The organism is Rhizorhabdus sp. GW822-FHT03C02, from assembly GCF_058801765.1.
In genome coordinates this window covers 34831-50587 of record NZ_JBXANN010000017.1, presented here as the reverse complement: position 1 = coordinate 50587, position 15757 = coordinate 34831, and the positions used below count along the sequence as shown (strand labels likewise).

14 protein-coding genes and 2 tRNA genes are annotated in these 15757 nt (G+C 67.3%); 7 read left to right on the top strand and 9 right to left on the bottom strand.

From position 1 onward, the window contains the following. Window positions 1-56: 56 nt before the first annotated feature. From AC1RM6_RS27765 to AC1RM6_RS27750, 4 genes are all read right to left on the bottom strand, one after another. The gene (locus AC1RM6_RS27765; protein WP_493107397.1) at window positions 57-1532 is read right to left on the bottom strand and encodes an efflux transporter outer membrane subunit; all 1476 of its coding nucleotides are present in this window, start codon (window positions 1530-1532) and stop codon (window positions 57-59) included. Next, window positions 1529-4726 carry an efflux RND transporter permease subunit gene (locus AC1RM6_RS27760; RefSeq protein WP_493107395.1) on the bottom strand — a complete coding sequence of 1066 codons (3198 nt, stop codon included), beginning with the start codon at window positions 4724-4726 and terminating at the stop codon, window positions 1529-1531. The genes AC1RM6_RS27765 and AC1RM6_RS27760 overlap by 4 nt, the downstream gene beginning before the upstream one ends. Window position 4727: 1 nt before the next feature. Next, complete coding sequence (locus AC1RM6_RS27755; protein ID WP_493107393.1) at window positions 4728-5948, bottom strand: efflux RND transporter periplasmic adaptor subunit; 1221 nt, start codon at window positions 5946-5948, stop codon at window positions 4728-4730. Window positions 5949-6325: 377 nt separating this feature from the next. Then, window positions 6326-6802 (bottom strand): Lrp/AsnC family transcriptional regulator, encoded by a 477-nt coding sequence (locus AC1RM6_RS27750; protein WP_493107391.1) that lies wholly within the window; start codon window positions 6800-6802, stop codon window positions 6326-6328. Window positions 6803-7061: 259 nt separating this feature from the next. Here AC1RM6_RS27750 and AC1RM6_RS27745 point away from each other — a divergent pair, with 259 nt between their 5' ends. The 5 genes from AC1RM6_RS27745 (at window position 7062) to AC1RM6_RS27725 (ending at window position 11942) form a co-directional block, all read left to right on the top strand. After that, window positions 7062-8270, top strand: a complete 1209-nt coding sequence (locus tag AC1RM6_RS27745) for an aromatic amino acid transaminase (protein WP_493107389.1) — start codon at window positions 7062-7064, stop codon at window positions 8268-8270. Between the two features lie 76 nt (window positions 8271-8346). Continuing rightward, window positions 8347-9081: a class II aldolase/adducin family protein gene (locus AC1RM6_RS27740; RefSeq protein ID WP_493107388.1), complete on the top strand. Its 735-nt coding sequence runs from the start codon at window positions 8347-8349 to the stop codon at window positions 9079-9081. Further along, window positions 9078-10040, top strand: a complete 963-nt coding sequence (locus tag AC1RM6_RS27735; RefSeq protein ID WP_493107386.1) for an ornithine cyclodeaminase family protein — start codon at window positions 9078-9080, stop codon at window positions 10038-10040. Before AC1RM6_RS27740 ends, AC1RM6_RS27735 begins: the two co-directional genes overlap by 4 nt. Before the next feature lie 229 nt (window positions 10041-10269). Further along, a complete protein-coding gene (locus AC1RM6_RS27730; protein WP_493107384.1) occupies window positions 10270-10911 on the top strand; it encodes a TetR/AcrR family transcriptional regulator in 642 nt (213 codons plus the stop codon). A 122-nt stretch (window positions 10912-11033) separates the two neighbouring features. Further along, on the top strand, window positions 11034-11942 hold the full coding sequence (locus AC1RM6_RS27725; RefSeq protein WP_493107382.1) for an SDR family NAD(P)-dependent oxidoreductase: 909 nt from the start codon (window positions 11034-11036) through the stop codon (window positions 11940-11942). Window positions 11943-12110: 168 nt separating this feature from the next. Here the strand turns inward: AC1RM6_RS27725 and AC1RM6_RS27720 are convergent, their stop codons facing one another. Beyond that, window positions 12111-12506 (bottom strand): acyl-CoA thioesterase, encoded by a 396-nt coding sequence (locus AC1RM6_RS27720; protein ID WP_493107380.1) that lies wholly within the window; start codon window positions 12504-12506, stop codon window positions 12111-12113. Between the two features lie 137 nt (window positions 12507-12643). On the opposite strand from AC1RM6_RS27720, the gene AC1RM6_RS27715 reads away from it, so the two are divergent. Next, window positions 12644-12901 carry a type II toxin-antitoxin system Phd/YefM family antitoxin gene (locus AC1RM6_RS27715; protein WP_493107378.1) on the top strand — a complete coding sequence of 86 codons (258 nt, stop codon included), beginning with the start codon at window positions 12644-12646 and terminating at the stop codon, window positions 12899-12901. Next, window positions 12898-13284, top strand: coding sequence for a type II toxin-antitoxin system VapC family toxin (locus tag AC1RM6_RS27710; RefSeq protein ID WP_493107377.1), 387 nt, complete (start codon window positions 12898-12900; stop codon window positions 13282-13284). The genes AC1RM6_RS27715 and AC1RM6_RS27710 overlap by 4 nt, the downstream gene beginning before the upstream one ends. A gap of 151 nt (window positions 13285-13435) precedes the next feature. Here the strand turns inward: AC1RM6_RS27710 and AC1RM6_RS27705 are convergent. The 4 genes from AC1RM6_RS27705 to moaA form a co-directional block, all read right to left on the bottom strand. Further along, window positions 13436-13510: transfer RNA gene (locus AC1RM6_RS27705), tRNA-Asn, on the bottom strand. A 46-nt stretch (window positions 13511-13556) separates the two neighbouring features. Continuing rightward, window positions 13557-13631: transfer RNA gene (locus AC1RM6_RS27700), tRNA-Asn, on the bottom strand. Between the two features lie 113 nt (window positions 13632-13744). Continuing rightward, window positions 13745-14518 (bottom strand): NAD kinase, encoded by a 774-nt coding sequence (locus AC1RM6_RS27695; protein WP_493107375.1) that lies wholly within the window; start codon window positions 14516-14518, stop codon window positions 13745-13747. Then, window positions 14515-15513 carry a GTP 3',8-cyclase MoaA gene (gene moaA / locus AC1RM6_RS27690; protein WP_493107373.1) on the bottom strand — a complete coding sequence of 333 codons (999 nt, stop codon included), beginning with the start codon at window positions 15511-15513 and terminating at the stop codon, window positions 14515-14517. The genes AC1RM6_RS27695 and moaA overlap by 4 nt, the downstream gene beginning before the upstream one ends. Window positions 15514-15757: the final 244 nt, after the last annotated feature.

The following is a 15757-nucleotide window of genomic DNA, read 5'->3' as shown; positions in this document are numbered from 1 at the left end:
TCCTTTTGCGGTGAATGTCGAATAGGCGCGCTATGTTGCGGTTCGAGCGACGGGCCTCACGGTTTCGCCGTGGCGACCGGCGCGGGCGCATTCTCCCAGCCGCCGCCCAGCGCCTTGAACAGGGCGATCTGCGCTTCGGCGACCGCGACGTCGGACTGGGCGAGCGCCTGGTGGGCGTCGGCGCGGTTCTGGTCGGCGACGAGCAGGTTGAGGAAGCTGTCGCGGCCCGTGTCGTAGCGGGTGCGCGACAGCCGGGCGGCACCGTCGGCTGCGGCGCTTGCCCGTGCCAGCGCGGCATTGCTGTCGAGCGCGCCGGCATAGCGGGCGAGCGCCTGCTCGGTCTCCTTGAGCGCGGTCAGGATCGTGCCGTCGAACGCCGCGAGCGACCCTTCGGCGCCGGCACGGGCCTGGCGGATCTGCGCGCGGGCGGCGGCGATGTTGGGGAAGCTCCACGACAGCAGAGGGCCGGCCGAGAAGCTGAACGACCGTCCTTCGCCGATATGGCTCGCCTTGCTCGACCCGAGCGTCGCCGAACCGAGCAGGCTGATCTGCGGGAACAGCGACGCGGTGGCGATGCCGATCCGTGCGGTGTCGGCGGCGAGGGTGCGTTCGGCGCGGCGGACATCGGGCCGGCGGGCGAGCAGCGCGGCGCCGTCGCCGGCCGGGATGACGGTCTTCACCTTGGGGACGATCCGGCACTGCGCGACCGCGGTGTCGATCTGGCCGGGGGTACGCCCGGTCAGCGCGGCGAGTGCATAGAGCTGGGCGCGGCGTTCGGCATCATATTGCGGGATCTGGGCGTTGGCCTGTTCGAGCAGGATCGTCGCCTGGTCGAGGTCGCGCTGGGTGCCGCGGCCGGCGTCGAGCAGCCTTTTCGTCAATCCTTGGGTGTCGCCCTGGAGCCGGGCGGTCTCGCGGGCGACATCGGCCTGGGCGGCGAAGCCGCAGGCATCGGCATAGCTGCGCGCGACCTCGGCGGCGACCGAGATCCGCACGCCGTCGAGTGCGGCGGCGGCGGCCTGGGCATCGCCCTTCGCGGCTTCGATCGATCGCGACACGCGGCCGAACAGATCGACCTCGTAGCTCGCGTCGAACCCCGCCTGATAAAAGTTGAGATCATAATGGCTGGGACCGCCGGCCGTGCCGCCGCCCGCGGTCGCGCCGCTGGCGGCAACGCTGTCGGTGCCGATACGGCGGCGCGAATAGCTGCCCGAGACGTTGGTGGTCGGCAGCAGCGCGCTGCGCTCCTCGCTCAGCACCGCGCGCGCCTCCTTGAGGCTGGCGACCGCCTGGCGGACGTCGGTGTTATGGGCGAAGGCGTCGGCGATCAGCCCGTCGAGAAGCGGATCGTCGAACATCCGCCACCAGTCGGGCGCGATCGCGGCGGTCGAGACCATCGGCGTCGCCTTGCCCTCGACGAAGCCGGCCTCGGCGCCGGCCGGCGCCTTGGGGGCGACATAGTTCGGGCCGACCGCGCAGCCGGCGAGCAGCAGCGGCAGCGCAACCATGGCCGTGCGGCGCGCGGCGGTCATGACGCGCTCCCGTCGAGCGCGGGTTCGGGATCGGGTTCGTCGCTCTTCTTCCTGCTCGCTCGCCATGTCGCGATGCGATCGCCCAATTTGCGCGAGATCACGTAGAAGCTCGGGGTGAACAGCAGGCCGAACAGGGTCACGCCGATCATCCCGAAGAACACCGCGACGCCCAGCGCCTTGCGCATCTCCGATCCTGGCCCGTTCGAGATCACCAGCGGCAGCACGCCGAGGATGAACGCGATCGAGGTCATCAGGATCGGCCGCAGCCGCTGGCTGGCGGCCTGGGTCGCGGCCTCGCGCGGGGACAGGCCTTCCTCTTCACCCTGCCGGGCGAACTCGACGATCAGGATCGCGTTCTTGGCGGCGAGCCCGACCAGCACCACCAGCCCGATCTGGGTCAGGACATTGTTGTCCATGTTCATCACGTTCACGCCGAGCACCGCGGCGAGCAGGCACATCGGCACGATCAGGATCACCGCCAGCGGCAGGATCAGGCTTTCATATTGCGCGGCGAGCAGCAGGAAGACGAACAGCACCGCCAGCGCGAACACATAGATGCCGGTATTGCCCGCCTGTTCCTGCTGATAGGCGAGGTCGGTCCATTCGAAGGTCATCCCCTTGGGCAGGATGCGATGGGCGAGGTCCGCCATCGTCCGCAGCGACTGGCCCGACGAGAAACCGCGCTGGGTGTCGCCGAGCAGTTCGGCCGACGGATAGAGATTGTATCGGACCACCCGGTAGGGGCCGGCATCGTTCTTGAGCGTCATCACCGCGCCGAGCGGCACCATCCCGCCATTGTCCGACCGGGTTCGCAGCCGCTCGATATCCGAGGTCTGCTGGCGGAAGGGGGCATCGGCCTGCGCGGTCACCCGCCAGGTGCGGCCGAGATAGTTGAAGTCGTTGATATAGCTCGACCCGATATAGGTGCCGAGCGTCGAGAAGACGTTGGCGACGGGCACGCCGATCTGCTCGGCGCGCTCGCGGTCGACATCGGCGTAGAGGCGCGGAGTGTGGACGTCGAAGGTGGTGTAGCTCGCCTGGATGCCGGGTGCTTTGTTCGCCTCCATCATCATCGCGAACGCCGCGTTGGCGAGCGCCGCATAGCCGGCGCCATTGTGGTCCTCGATCTGCATCTTCCAGCCGCCGCCGGTGCCGATGCCGCGGACCGGCGGGGGCGGGATCACCAGGATGCTGCCCGCGGTGATCGCGCCATAGGCCTTGCGCAGCTTGGCGGCGAACTCGTCGGCGGTGGCGCCGCGCTCCTTGCGCTCCTTCATCAGCACGAACACCACCCCGGCATTGGGCGCGGTGGTGAAGGTGGCGCCGTCGAAGCCGGCGAAGGCGACGCTGTTCGAGGCCCCCGGCACGCTCTGGGCGATCTTGATCGCCTGTTCGACGACCTCGCTGGTGCGTTCGAGCGAGGTGCCCGGCGGCATATGGACCGCGCTGATCAGATAACCCTGGTCCTGGGCGGGAATGAAGCCGGTCGGGGTCGCGTAGAAGCGCCAGACCGCGAGCAGGATCAGCGCTGCATAGGCGACCCCGACCAGCGCGAGCTTGCGCACCAGCTTGCCGGTGGTCCGGCCATAGCGATCGGAGAGCCGGTCGAAGCCGTGGTTGAAGCCGTTGGCGAAACGTCGCGGCCAGCCGCGCGGGCCGTCGGGGATTTCGGTATCGGTGGCGTGATCGGGCTTGAGCAGCAGCGCCGCCAGCGCCGGCGACAGCGTCAGCGAGACGAAGGCCGAGATGACGGTGGCCGAGACGATGGTGAGCGCGAACTGCTTGTAGAATTCGCCCGAAATGCCGGGAATGAAGGCGGTCGGGATGAACACCCCCGACAGCACCAGCATGATCGCGATCAGCGCGCCCGACACCTCGTCCATGGTCTTGTGCGCGGCCTCGCGCGGCGACATGCCGGTCGCCATCAACCGCTCGATATTCTCGATCACGACGATCGCGTCGTCGACGACGATGCCGATCGCGAGCACCAGCCCGAACAGCGACAGATTGTTGAGGCTGAAGCCGAAGGCGGCGAGCGCCGCGAACGCGCCGACCAGCGAGATCGGGATCGCGATGATCGGGATGATCGCCGCGCGCCAGCTCTGCAGGAACAGCAGCACTACCAGCGAGACCAGCGCGAGCGCGATGTAGAGGGTGCGCTGCACCTCGGCGATCGACTCGGCGATATAGTCGGTCGGGTGATAGGGGATCGAATAGGTCAGACCGGGCGGGAAGCTGCGCGAGGCCTCCTTGAGCGCGGACTCGACCGCGGCGGCGGTCGCGAGCGCGTTCGATCCGGGAAGCTGGGTGATCACCAGCGCGCTCGCCTGCGCACCCGTCACGAAGGCGTTGGTGGTATAATCCTGCGCGCCGAGTTCGATCCGGGCGACGTCGCGCAGGCGGACGAGGCCGCCATCGGCGCGGCGCTTGATGATGATCCCGCCAAACTGTTCGGGGGTGGTCAGCCGGCCGAGGGTCTGGATGCCGAGCTGGAACGCGCTGCCCTTGTTGCCGAACGGCGGTGCGCCGATCGAACCGCCCGCGACCTGGACATTCTGGCCGCGGATCGCGGTGACGACCTCGTCGATCGTCAGGTTGCGCGCGGCGGCGAGATCGGGATCGACCCAGATCCGCATCGCGAACTGGCGCGCGCCGATCGCCCTGGTGTCGCCGACGCCGGCGATCCGCTTGATCCGGTCGTTGACCTGGAGCGCGACATAGTTGGAGATATATTGCTGGTCGAGACTATGGTCGGGCGAGGTGAAGCCGACCACCATCAGGATATCGGGCGAGGCCTTGCGAACGGTGACGCCGATCTGCCGCGTCTCCTCGGGCAGGCGTGGTTCGGCCTCCGATACGCGGTTCTGGACGAGCACCTGGGCTTCGTTGATGTCGGTGCCGAGCTTGAAGCTGACGGTGATGGTGACGGTGCCGTCGCCGAGCGACGACGAGGACATGTAGATCATGTTCTCGACGCCGTTGATCTGTTCCTCGAGCGGCACCGCGACGGTGTCGGCCATCGTCTCCGCGGTGGCGCCCGGATAGCTCGCCGTCACGGTGACGGTGGGCGGTGCGATCTCGGGATATTGGCCGACCGGCAGGGTCGGATAGGCGATCGCGCCGATGATCACGATCAGGATCGACAGCACCGCCGCGAAGATCGGGCGATCGATGAAGAAGTGCGGGAAACGCATCTCAGGCGCCGGTCGACGGGGTCGCGGTGGCCGGCTGCGGCACCGTCACCGAGGGCGCGGTCGGCGAGGTATCGGGTCGTCGCGGCTTGATCACGATGCGCTTGGGATCGACCTTGGTGCCGGGCTGGAGCTGGGCGAGCCCGTCGAGGACGACGAGGTCGGTCGGGGCGATGCCGTCGCGGATCGCGCGCAGGCCCATCACCTCGGGCCCGGTTTCGACCGGCCGGGCGGCGACCTTGTTGTCGCGATCGAGCACCATCACCAGCTTGCGCGACTGATCGGCGGTGATCGCCTCGTCGGGGACGAGCAGCGCCTTGTAGCGTCCCGAACCGAGCAGCCGGGCGCGGCCGAACAGTCCCGGGGTCAGGAAGCGGTCATGGTTGGGGACGACCGCATAAGCGCGGATCGTCCCGGTCTGCGGATCGAGCGCATTGTCGACGAACGCCATGATGCCGCGGCGACGGTAGCCGACCTCGTCGGAGAGCTGGATGTCGACCGGGTTCGGCGCGAAGCGCGACGAGCCGCGCTGGCCCTTCTGCGCCTCGCGCAGATATTTGAGGTAGAAGCTCTCGGCGCCATCGAACTGGAACCAGATCGGATCGAGCGAGACCAAAGTGGTGAGCTGGGTGGTGCCGGCGCTGACCTGATCGCCGATCGATACCTTGCGATCGGAGATGCGGCCGGTGATCGGCGCGCGGACGGTGGTGAAGCTCAGGTCGAGCCGGGCATTGGCGGCATCGGCGATCGCCGCCTTGAGGCTGGCCGCGGCCGAGCGGGCGGTCGCCTGCTGCGCCTGATATTCCTCGCGGCTGACCGCGCCCGAGGCGACGAGCCCGGCCGAGCGATCGGAAACAGCCTGGGCATTGATCTGGGCGGCGCGCGCGCTCGCGACCTGCGCCTCGGCGCGGTCGAGGGTCGCGCGGAACGGGCGCGGGTCGATCGTGAACAAGGGCTGGCCCTCGCGGACGTCCTGGCCGTTGCGGAACAGGATCTGCGTCACCACCCCGGTGACCCGGGCGCGCATGTCGACGCTCTGCGGCGCGACGAAGCGGCCGACATATTCGTCCCAGTCGACGACCTCGCGCACCAGCGGGGTCGCAACCGACACATGCGGCGCAGGCGGCGGGGGTGGGGCCTCTTTCTTACAGGCGGGGAGGGCGGCGAGGCCGACCAGCAGGCCCGACAAGGCCGCCAGGCGCACGGAGCTACGCGGCGCGGTCATTCGGGTCTCCCGGGATAGATGGTGATGTGATGAAGCGAGCCCGTGGCCGCGGAAATGGCTGGCTGAGCCTGGGCCCATCCTCACAGGCTGGCGTCCAGAGCATCGACCTGGCGCAACGACGGTCCGGACCGGGCGTCAATTGGGCGAGACGGTGTTTCCCCCATGGCCTGTTCTTCCCCCGTAGACGGTCAAATGCCCGAACATGATACCGGCAGACCCTATTGTGCCCGGGTCGAAGCCGAAATCATCCAAAGGTATGTGTGGTTAACATCTTTGTGTCCGGGAGCCTAATGCGAGAAATGCCAGATTTCATAGGCCGTAGCGGGTGACGACCTTGGTTTCGGATCGCCGGGCACGATCCGCGGAGCCTTTCTCGCTCAGCAATATTCGAGGCTGAGGATCGTCGTGCTCTTGAGGCTGGAGAGGATGATGCTCGACCGCGCGGTTTCGATCTCGGGGGCGGGGAGGAGTTTGGTCGACAGGAAGCGGCTGAAGCTGTCGAGGTCCTTCGTCCACACCCGCAGCATGAAGTCGGTTTCGCCGGTCAGATAATCGCACGAGACGATCTCGGGCAGGGTCTGGACCCGTTCGCGAAAGCGACGCTCGGCATCCTCGCTGTGCGAGGACAGCTTGATCGTGACATAGGCCGAGACGCCGAGATTGAGCCGTTCGGGGTTGAGCAGCGCGACGATGCGGTCGAGATAGCCCTCGTCCTTGAGCCGCTGCAGCCGCCGCGAACATTGCGATGCCGACAGATTGACCAGCGCGCTCAGTTCGCTGGGTCCCAGGTCGCCCCGTTCCTGCAGGTGCATCAATATTTTGCGATCGAAACTGTCGAGCCGTCGATCGGCCATCACGTCCCCCTGGATCCGTATCGCACCATGCTATGCCCGGGCGACACCGGCCGCAAGACAATGCCGTCCTGTCGCGATTTTGCGTGGCGCGCCGAGGATGAATGATCACATGGCGCACGATAGCATCGCTATCTGCTGGATAGATGCACGGATCATGCGGATCATGATGTCCGCACTGCCATTACGCACAGCATGTGCGCGAGACCACCGCTAGAACGTGACGAAAGGGCCCCGAGCCCGCCGTCCCCAAGGAGCGTCCATGGCCTTCGATCATCTTGAAGCGCAGCCCGCCGATCCGCTGCTGTCGCTGATCGAGCTGTTCGGCAGCGATCCGCGCCACGACAAGATCGACCTGAGCGTCGGCGTCTATCGCGACGAGCAGGGCCGGACACCGGTGTTCGCGGCGGTCAAGCAGGCCGAGGCACGGCTCGTCGAGCGCCAGCAGAGCAAATCCTATCTCGGGCCTGATGGCGACCGCGACTATGTCGCGCGGCTGCAGGATCTGATCTTCGGCGATGCGGGCCATGCCGGCGGCGCGGGCGGGCATGCGATCAGCGGGCTGCAGACCCCGGGCGGCACCGGTGCGCTGCGGCTGGCGGCCGAACTGCTCGCGCTCGGGCGACCCGATCGCCGGATCTGGCTGGGGACGCCGAACTGGCCCAATCATGGCCCGATCTTCCGCGGTGCCGGGCTGACGGTGATGGGCTATCCGCACCTCGATCCGGCCGGGCAGGCGGTCGATGTCGACCGGCTGTTCGCGGCGATCGCCGATGCCCGGCCGGGCGATGCGGTGCTGCTGCAGATCTGCTGCCACAACCCCACCGGGATCGATCCCGACCTCGACGCCTGGCGGGCGATCGCGGGCAGGCTGGCGGAGCGGGGGCTGATCCCGCTGGTCGACATCGCCTATCATGGGCTCGGCGACGGGCTCTATGCCGATCTGGCGGCGCTGCGGCTGGTCATGGCCGAACTGCCCGAAGCGCTGATCGCGTATTCGTGCGACAAGAATTTCGGCCTCTATCGCGACCGGGTCGGTGCCCTGTTCTTCGCGGGGCGCAGCGCCGGGCAGGCGCGGACGGTCCACAGCAATCTGGTCGCGATCGCCCGCGCCGCCTACTCGATGCCGCCCGACCACGGCGCGGCGGTGGTGGGCATGATCCTGGCCGACACGGCGTTGACGGCGGCGTGGCGCGGAGAACTCGACCATATGCGCGGGCGGATCCAGTCGGTGCGCGCGGCACTGGCCGGCCTCGGCCGGATCGGCGCGATCGATCTGACGCCGCTCGGCCGGCAAAAGGGGATGTTCGCGCTGCTGCCGCTGCCGGTCGCGACGATCCGCGACCTGCGCACGCGCCACGGCATCTACATGGCGGATTCGGGACGGATCAACATCGCAGGCCTGCAGATCGACGCTATCCCGCGCCTCGCCGACGCGCTGGCGGGCGTCCAGTTGCGCGCGGCGGCCTGAGCTGCCGGATCACGGAGGCGCAGCGCCGGATCGCCGATCTTGCCGCCCGGCGTGAAGCGGGGCACAGCGGTGGACGATGAAGATGACCGAAGCCGAACAGGGGCTGCGCCGCCAGCTCACCGATTTCTACCATCTCGTCCATCATCTCGGATGGTCGGAGATGATCTTCAACCATATCTCGGCGCGGCTGCCCGGGCCCGAGCATCATTATCTCGTCAACCCGTTCGGGTTGCTCTACGAAGAGATCACCCCCGACAATCTGATCCGGGTCGGCATCGATGGCCAACTGGTCGAGCCGTCCGCGCATGGCGCCAACCCGGCCGGTTTCGCGCTGCACGGCGCGATCCATGCGACCCGCGCCGATATCGGCTGCGTCGCCCACACCCACAGCGATGCGGTGTCGGCGGTGGCGATGAAGCGGGACGGCATCAGCCACGACAATTTCTATGGCGCGCAGCTGTTTGGCCGGGTCGGCTATCATGATTTCGAGGGGATCACCCTCTATGACGACGAGCGCGTACGGATGATCGCCAGCCTCGGCGACGCACATGTGCTGGTGCTGCGCAACCATGGCATCGCGGTATGCGAGCGCGACATCCCGGCGACCTTCCTGCTGCTGTGGACCGTTCAGCGGGCCGCCGAGATCCAGTGCGCGGCGGGAGCGGCGGGTGGCGACGACGTGATCCTCGACGACGCGGTGCGCAGCCGCTGCGCGGCCGATGCCCGCCGGCTCGGTTCGTTGCCCGGCTTCGCCGCGATGATGTTCGACGCCGCGGTGCGCCGCATGCGCGCCGAGCAGGCGGGGCGATGACGGCGCCGGCGATCGCCTTCGTCGATGCCGCGGCGGTGCATGCGGCGCTGACCCCGGCGGTGACGATCGCGCTGATCCGCGAGGCGATGATCGGCCTGTCGCGCGGCGAGACGATCCAGTCGCCGCGCGCGGTGCTCGAACTCGCGCACAACAACAAGTTCGGGGTGATGCCGGCTGCGCTGTCGGCGACGGGGGCGTTCGGGGCCAAGCTGATCGGGGTGTTCGGCGATCCGGCGCGCCCGGGACGCCAGGCGCATCATGGGCTGGTGGTGCTGTTCGACGGCGAAAGCGGCCGGCCTTTGTGCGTCGCCGATGCCGAGGCGATCACCCTGGCGCGGACCGCCGCCGCCAGCGCGGTCGCGACCGACGCGCTGGCGCGCGACGATGCCCGCACCCTGGCGGTGTTCGGCAACGGCGCGCAGGCGCGCGCGCATGTCCATGCGATCGCCTGCGTCCGCCCGCTCGAGCGGGTGACGATCTGGGGACGGTCGTTCGACCATGCCGCGGCGCTCGCCGCCGAACTGCGCGCCGCGACCGGGCTCGATGTCGTCGCCGAGGCTTCGGCCGAGGTTGCGGCGCGCGCCGACATCATCTGCACCGTCACCACCGCCGCCGAGCCGGTGCTGCTGTCGCGCTGGGTCGTCGATGGCACCCATGTCAACCTGGTCGGATCGAGCCGGCCGGGGCCGGTCGAGATCGACCAGGATCTGCTGCTGCGCGGCCGCTACATCGCCGACAGCCGCGCGCAGGCGCTGGTCGAGGCCGCCGAATATCTGCGCGCGCGGGCGGCGGGGGCGGTCGACGAGGGCCATATCGCCGCCGAGATCGGCGAGGTGCTGCTCGGCCGGGTGGCGGGCCGCCGCGACGGGCGCGAGGTGACGCTGTACAAGTCGCTGGGCCACCCGGTGCAGGATATTGCCGCCGCTGCCTTCCTCCACGCGCAGGCCGGCAGCGACTGAGCGGACCACCCGACCGCATCGTCGCAGCGACGGCGAAGGACGGCAGGGGCGGCGTGACGGCCGGGATCGTCGCGGTTATGACCGAATCGTCCGCTATCGTTGCGCGGCGGCCGATCGAATGCCGTCATCGGCCATGGGGTTCGGGCGGCGGCCTGCAGGAAATGGGTGGATAGCGGCGGCCATGTCGCTAAGCGTGCGCGCCATCCGTCATCGAGGAAATATCATAACCGTGTCGAAGTCAGAAGGTCCGTCTCCCGCCACCACGCCGCCGGCGTTGCCGAAGGCCGCGCGCCAGCGCGATCCGCGGTCGCTGCGGTCGCAGGAGTCGATGCGCAATGCGCTGCTGCGGCTGATCGAGGGGCGGCAACTCGAGAAGATCACCCTGCGCGAGATCACCTCGGAGGCGGGGGTGAGCTATCCGACCTTCTTCAACCATTATGACAGCAAGGAAGAGCTGTTCCAGGACATCGCTCGCAACGAGATCATCGATCTGCTCGCGATCTTCCGGAAAGGACGCAACTCGCCCGATTGGCGGCCGGGCGAGAATATGTGCGTCTATGTGATGGAGCGCCGCAGCCTGTGGCGGACCTTGCTCACCGCCGGCGCGACCGATGCGATGCGATCCGAATTCATCCGGCGCGGGCGCGACCTGGCGAGCGATCGCCCCAATCTCGGCCATGGTTTCCCGTTCGAACTGCTGTCGGGGATCATCGCCAGCGGCACCTTCGAGATCATCTCATGGTGGCTGTCGCAAGAGGCCGAATATTCGGTCGAGACCGTGTCCAACATGCTCGAAACCCTGGTGATCGAGCCGGCGCTCAACCTGCCGTCGGGCTATTTCACCAGCCGCAAGGGGCTTGCCAAGGAATGACGGGCGTCGGGCCCGGTTGACATCTTCGCTCATCTCCAACTATTTTATTCATTATAAAATAGAGTCGCGGTCGTCGTCGCCTGGAACGGCGCTCGGTCCGCGACGGATGAGGGAGGGATGGCATGAGCATTTCGCAGGACACCGACATCGCGGCGGTGTCGCCGCTGGTCCGCCAGCGTGAGACCGATCTGGCAGGCAAGGTGGTGATCATCACCGGCGCCAGCCGCGGCGTCGGCAAGCAGGCCGCGCTCGATTTCGCCCGGCGCGGCGCCCATGTCGTGCTGGCGGCGCGCACCGTCGAGGCGGATTCGGCGCTGCCGGGGACCATCGGCGAGACGCTGGCGCAGATCGAGGCGGCCGGCGGGCAGGCGATCGCGGTGGCCACCGATCTCGCCAGCGAAGCGGACCTGAAGGCGCTGGTCGAGGCCGCGGTCGCGCGCTTCGGCGGGGTCGACATCCTCGTCAACAATGCCGCCGCGACCACCGGCGAGATCTGGGGCAAGCCGTTCCTCGCCCTGACCCGCGACGAGTGGCTGTATCAGTTCGCGGTCAACGTCCATGCGCCCTTCACCCTGACCCAGCTTGTCGTACCGATCATGGAACGGCGTGGCGGGGGGCGGATCATCAACCTGTCGACCGGCAGCGGCGAGGTGTTCCGCTTGCCCGAGGAGCCGACCAAGCTCGATGCGGTCGGCGGCTTCAGCCTGGCGGTGCCCGGCTATTATGCCAGCAAGCGCGCGCTCGACCGGTTCGGCAACTGCATGGCGCCAGAACTCCACGCCAAGGGCATCGCGATCATCGGCCTGCATCCCGGCCTCGTCGCCACCGAACTGGTCGCGATCCGGGTGAAGGAGCGGGGCCTCGACGACAGCGTCGCGGTGCCGATGACGGTGCCGGCGCGGATGATCGTCTATTTCGCGGCCTGCGAAAATCCGTGGGAATATAGCGGCCGGCTGTTCTGGGCCGAGCGCGAGATGGCGCAGATGGAGATCAAACTCGACGCACCGCCGATGCCTGCTGCGTCATCGTAACGAATGGAACGGCGTTGGCCCCCCAACCACCGATGATGGCCAATCGGCGTCCACGCCCGCCGAAAGCAGCAATGATACACTGCCGCCGGAGAAAGGATCGCCACGGGGCTGAGAGCCCGAGGCAGGAGCATCCGATGCCATCGGATGACCCGGCTCTCAGTCTTTGATTTACCGCTGGATGAAGCGATCGATCATGTCCCGCGCGATCCGCGCAGGACGCTTGGTGGCGGCGTCGATGCAGCACCAGCTCGATTTGACTTCGGCAAGAACCTCTTCGCCGCGCCGTATCACCGTCTCGTAAAAGGCACGCGCGCCTTCGACCCGCTCGAGGAGGACGGTGGCGATCACCTCGTCATCGAGGAAGGCTGGCTTGCGATAGGTGATCTCGTGTTTGAGCGCGACCCAGAGACGGGACGCAACCATGTCGGGCGGTGCGAGCCGTTCCCAATGGCTGATGACGGCGGCCTGTACCCATTTGAGATAGCTGGCATTATTGACATGACCCATGAAGTCGATGTCGGCGGGATCGATCCCGATCGGATATGTGTGGGGTTTGCTGGTCACCGGACGACCATATCAGCCTCTGCGATGCGGAGCCATGCGTTACGTTGCCGCGGGCGTTGCCGATCGATCGTTGAAGTGGACCATTGGATGGTCTAAATAAACTTGCTGATCAACGATCGGCAACCAAGGGCATTGCCATGCAGATTTCCGTGACCGAAGCGAAGGGACAACTCACCGACCTTGTGCGGCGGGCGGAAGCAGGCGACGAGATCATCCTGACCCGTCATGGTCACCCGGCCGTGCGGCTGGTGCCGGTCAAGCAGGTCGCCGACGCGAAATCCCGCAGATCATTGCTCGACGATGTTCGTGCTTCTGCCGCCCTGAAGGCCGCAGCGGGTCCAGATGCCGCACGCAGCCAGGACTTTCTCTACGGTGACGATGGCCTTCCCGCATGATCGCGGTCGACACGTCCGCGCTGATGGCGATCCTGTTGAATGAACCCAGGGCCGACGCCTGCGCCGCCGTGCTCGAGGCCGGGGATCGTCTGCTGATTTCGGCCGGCACGGTCGCCGAGGCGCTGATCGTCGCCGGACGGCGCAATGTCGGCGAGGAAGCGGCGCGATTGATCGACGGACTTGGGTTCGAGGTCGTCAGCGTGACGCTCGCCTCGGCCAGGCGCATTGCCGAAGCCTATGGGCAATGGGGGAAGGGGGTTCACCCGGCGGCACTCAATTTCGGAGACTGCTTCGCTTACGAGGTGGCGAAGGAGCATGGGTGCCCGCTGCTCTATGTGGGGGAGGATTTCTCCCGGACCGATATCGAGGGCGCTCTCGTCTAGAGCATTTTCAAGTCAGGTGGAATCACCTGACGGCTCGGAAAATGCGGAAAACAAAGGCTATTAGAGCATGTTCCGATTCAATCTAAACGGGACATGCTCTAGAACTGCGAGCCATCGCGATTTCGACGATCGTCTCGTCAGGTCGGGCGGTTGGCTCCCCGAGTAGGATTCGAACCTACGGCCATTCGATTAACAGTCGAATGCTCTACCGCTGAGCTATCGGGGATCGCCGTTCCGCACGCTTCGCGCGTGTCGACCAAAAAAGGTCTGGATGGCTCCCCGGGCCGGATTCGAACCAGCGACCATTCGATTAACAGTCGAACGCTCTACCACTGAGCTACCGGGGATCACTTCGTCGAAGCGAGTGGCGGGCCTCATAGCAGCCCGGGCGAAACTGGCAAGCACCTCACGCGATTTTTTGTGTGGAGGGCGTGGGGCTTGGCGCAGGCGCGAGGCGCGATCAGGTCGCGAACTGCTCCATCGTGATCCGGTCGTCGAGCGCATGTTCGGGATCGAACAACAGGGTCAGCGGGCTGGTGCGGTCGATCGAGATGGTGACGCTTTCGATGTCGCGGACCTCGCGCTGGTCGGCGACCGCGCTCACCGCGCGCTTGGCGCTTTCGAGGACGCGGAAGGTCACCCGGGTGCGGTTGGGCAGGATCGCACCGCGCCAGCGGCGCGGTCGGAACGGGCTGATCGGGGTGAGCGCGAGCAGCGACGAATCGAGCGGAAGGATCGGGCCCTGCGCCGACAGATTATAGGCCGTCGACCCGGCGGGGGTTGCGACCAGCACGCCGTCACAGACCAGCTCGGGCATCACCACCCGGCCGTCGAGCGACACTTCGAGCTTGGCGGTCTCGCGGGTCTCGCGCAGCAGCGACACTTCGTTGATCGCCGGGATACTGACCTGCTCGCCGGTCATGGTGAGCACGTCCATCCTGAGCGGCAGCACGGTGATCGCCTTGGCGTTGGCGACGCGCAGCTCGAGCAGGTCGGGCCGCCAGTCGTTCATCAGAAAGCCGACCGTGCCGAGATTCATCCCGAAGATCGGCAGCACCCGGTGCCGGTCGAGCATCATGTGGAGCGCGCGCAGCAGATAGCCGTCCCCGCCCAGCGCGACCACCAGTTCGGCCTGCTCGATCGGCACCCACTCGTAGAGATGGCGCAGCTCCTCGGCGGCTTCCTGGGCCTGTACGGTCGGCGACGCCATCAGCGCCATGCGCCGTTCGCTCATCCGCCGGTGACGCTCATATGGCGGCCGACCGCGGGCGCGGCGCTGGCGGCCTCGATCCGGAAGTCGTGGCGGCGCGGCTTGATCATCATCGCCTGGTCGAGCAATTCGTCGAAGCGCGCGCCGTCGCCCGCGCGCAACGCCCCGCGCAGGTCGAGCCCGTCGTCATGGCCGAGGCACAGATAGATATGGCCGGTCGCGGTCACCCGCACCCGGTTGCAGCCGTCGCAGAAATTGCCGGTCAGCGGGGTGATGAAGCCGATCTTCGCCCCCAGCGGCTCGACCCGGGCATAGCGCGCCGGGCCGCCGGTGCGCTCGGCGATCGGCACGAGGCTGTAGCGCGTCTCGAGATCGCGGCGGACGCCGTCGAGCGGCAGATAGCGGTCGGTGCGGTCCTCCTCGATCATGCCGAGCGGCATCGTCTCGATCAGGGTGAGGTCGAAGCCTTCGCCGGCGCACCAGCGAAGCATCGGATCGATCTCGTCCTCGTTCAGCCCCTTGAGCGCGACCATGTTGATCTTGATCGCGAGTCCCGCCGCCTTGGCGGCGGCGATGCCGTCGAGCACCACGTCGAGATCGCCGCGGCGGGTGATGTGGCGGAAGCGGGCGGGATCGCGGCTGTCGAGGCTGACATTGATCCGCCGCACCCCGGCGTCGGCCAGCGCGGCGGCGTGGCGGCGCAACTGGGTGGCGTTGGTGGTGAGGGTCAGCTCGTCGAGCCCGTCGCCGATCCGGCGGCCGATCCGCCGCGCGAGTTCGTCGATGCCGCGGCGCACCAGCGGCTCGCCGCCGGTCAGGCGGATCCGCTTAACCCCGCGGGCGATGAACGCATCGGCGAGGATGGCGAGTTCGTCGAGGGTCAGCACCTCGTCGCGGGGCGCGAACTGCATGTCTTCGGACATGCAGTAGCGGCAGCGCAGGTCGCAACGGTCGGTCACCGACAGGCGCAGATAGGTGATCCGGCGGCCATAGCGGTCGGCAAGCGCGTTCGTGCTCATGTCGTGCCGCATATCCACGGCTATCAGCTATTCTCTTGAGGACGTTCCGGCAAGGGGGCGCGCCGCCACAGGGTGGTGATATTCTGTCACATGGTAAAAGTTTCGGCAAAAGTTTCGCGGCCGGACGATTGGCGGGCGGGCGGCGATAGGCTAGCCTGATCTGAATGAGCGGTGAACTGCGCGACGATGGCGCCTTGGCAAGGGCAGGGGAGCAATCGCTCCCCCTTTTTCTGTTGTCGTTTCG

Excerpts from the sequence above, each read along its gene's own strand:
- AC1RM6_RS27695 (WP_493107375.1), bottom strand. The coding sequence starts at position 14,518 with ATGAGCGAACGGCGCATGGCGCTGATGGCGTCGCCGACCGTACAGGCC.
- AC1RM6_RS27740 (WP_493107388.1), top strand. The coding sequence starts at position 8,347 with ATGAAGATGACCGAAGCCGAACAGGGGCTGCGCCGCCAGCTCACCGAT.
- AC1RM6_RS27725 (WP_493107382.1), top strand. The coding sequence starts at position 11,034 with ATGAGCATTTCGCAGGACACCGACATCGCGGCGGTGTCGCCGCTGGTC.
- AC1RM6_RS27765 (WP_493107397.1), bottom strand. The coding sequence starts at position 1,532 with ATGACCGCCGCGCGCCGCACGGCCATGGTTGCGCTGCCGCTGCTGCTC.
- AC1RM6_RS27750 (WP_493107391.1), bottom strand. The coding sequence starts at position 6,802 with ATGGCCGATCGACGGCTCGACAGTTTCGATCGCAAAATATTGATGCAC.
- moaA (WP_493107373.1), bottom strand. The coding sequence starts at position 15,513 with ATGAGCACGAACGCGCTTGCCGACCGCTATGGCCGCCGGATCACCTAT.
- AC1RM6_RS27710 (WP_493107377.1), top strand. The coding sequence starts at position 12,898 with ATGATCGCGGTCGACACGTCCGCGCTGATGGCGATCCTGTTGAATGAA.
- AC1RM6_RS27715 (WP_493107378.1), top strand. The coding sequence starts at position 12,644 with ATGCAGATTTCCGTGACCGAAGCGAAGGGACAACTCACCGACCTTGTG.
- AC1RM6_RS27755 (WP_493107393.1), bottom strand. The coding sequence starts at position 5,948 with ATGACCGCGCCGCGTAGCTCCGTGCGCCTGGCGGCCTTGTCGGGCCTG.
- AC1RM6_RS27735 (WP_493107386.1), top strand. The coding sequence starts at position 9,078 with ATGACGGCGCCGGCGATCGCCTTCGTCGATGCCGCGGCGGTGCATGCG.
- AC1RM6_RS27745 (WP_493107389.1), top strand. The coding sequence starts at position 7,062 with ATGGCCTTCGATCATCTTGAAGCGCAGCCCGCCGATCCGCTGCTGTCG.
- AC1RM6_RS27760 (WP_493107395.1), bottom strand. The coding sequence starts at position 4,726 with ATGCGTTTCCCGCACTTCTTCATCGATCGCCCGATCTTCGCGGCGGTG.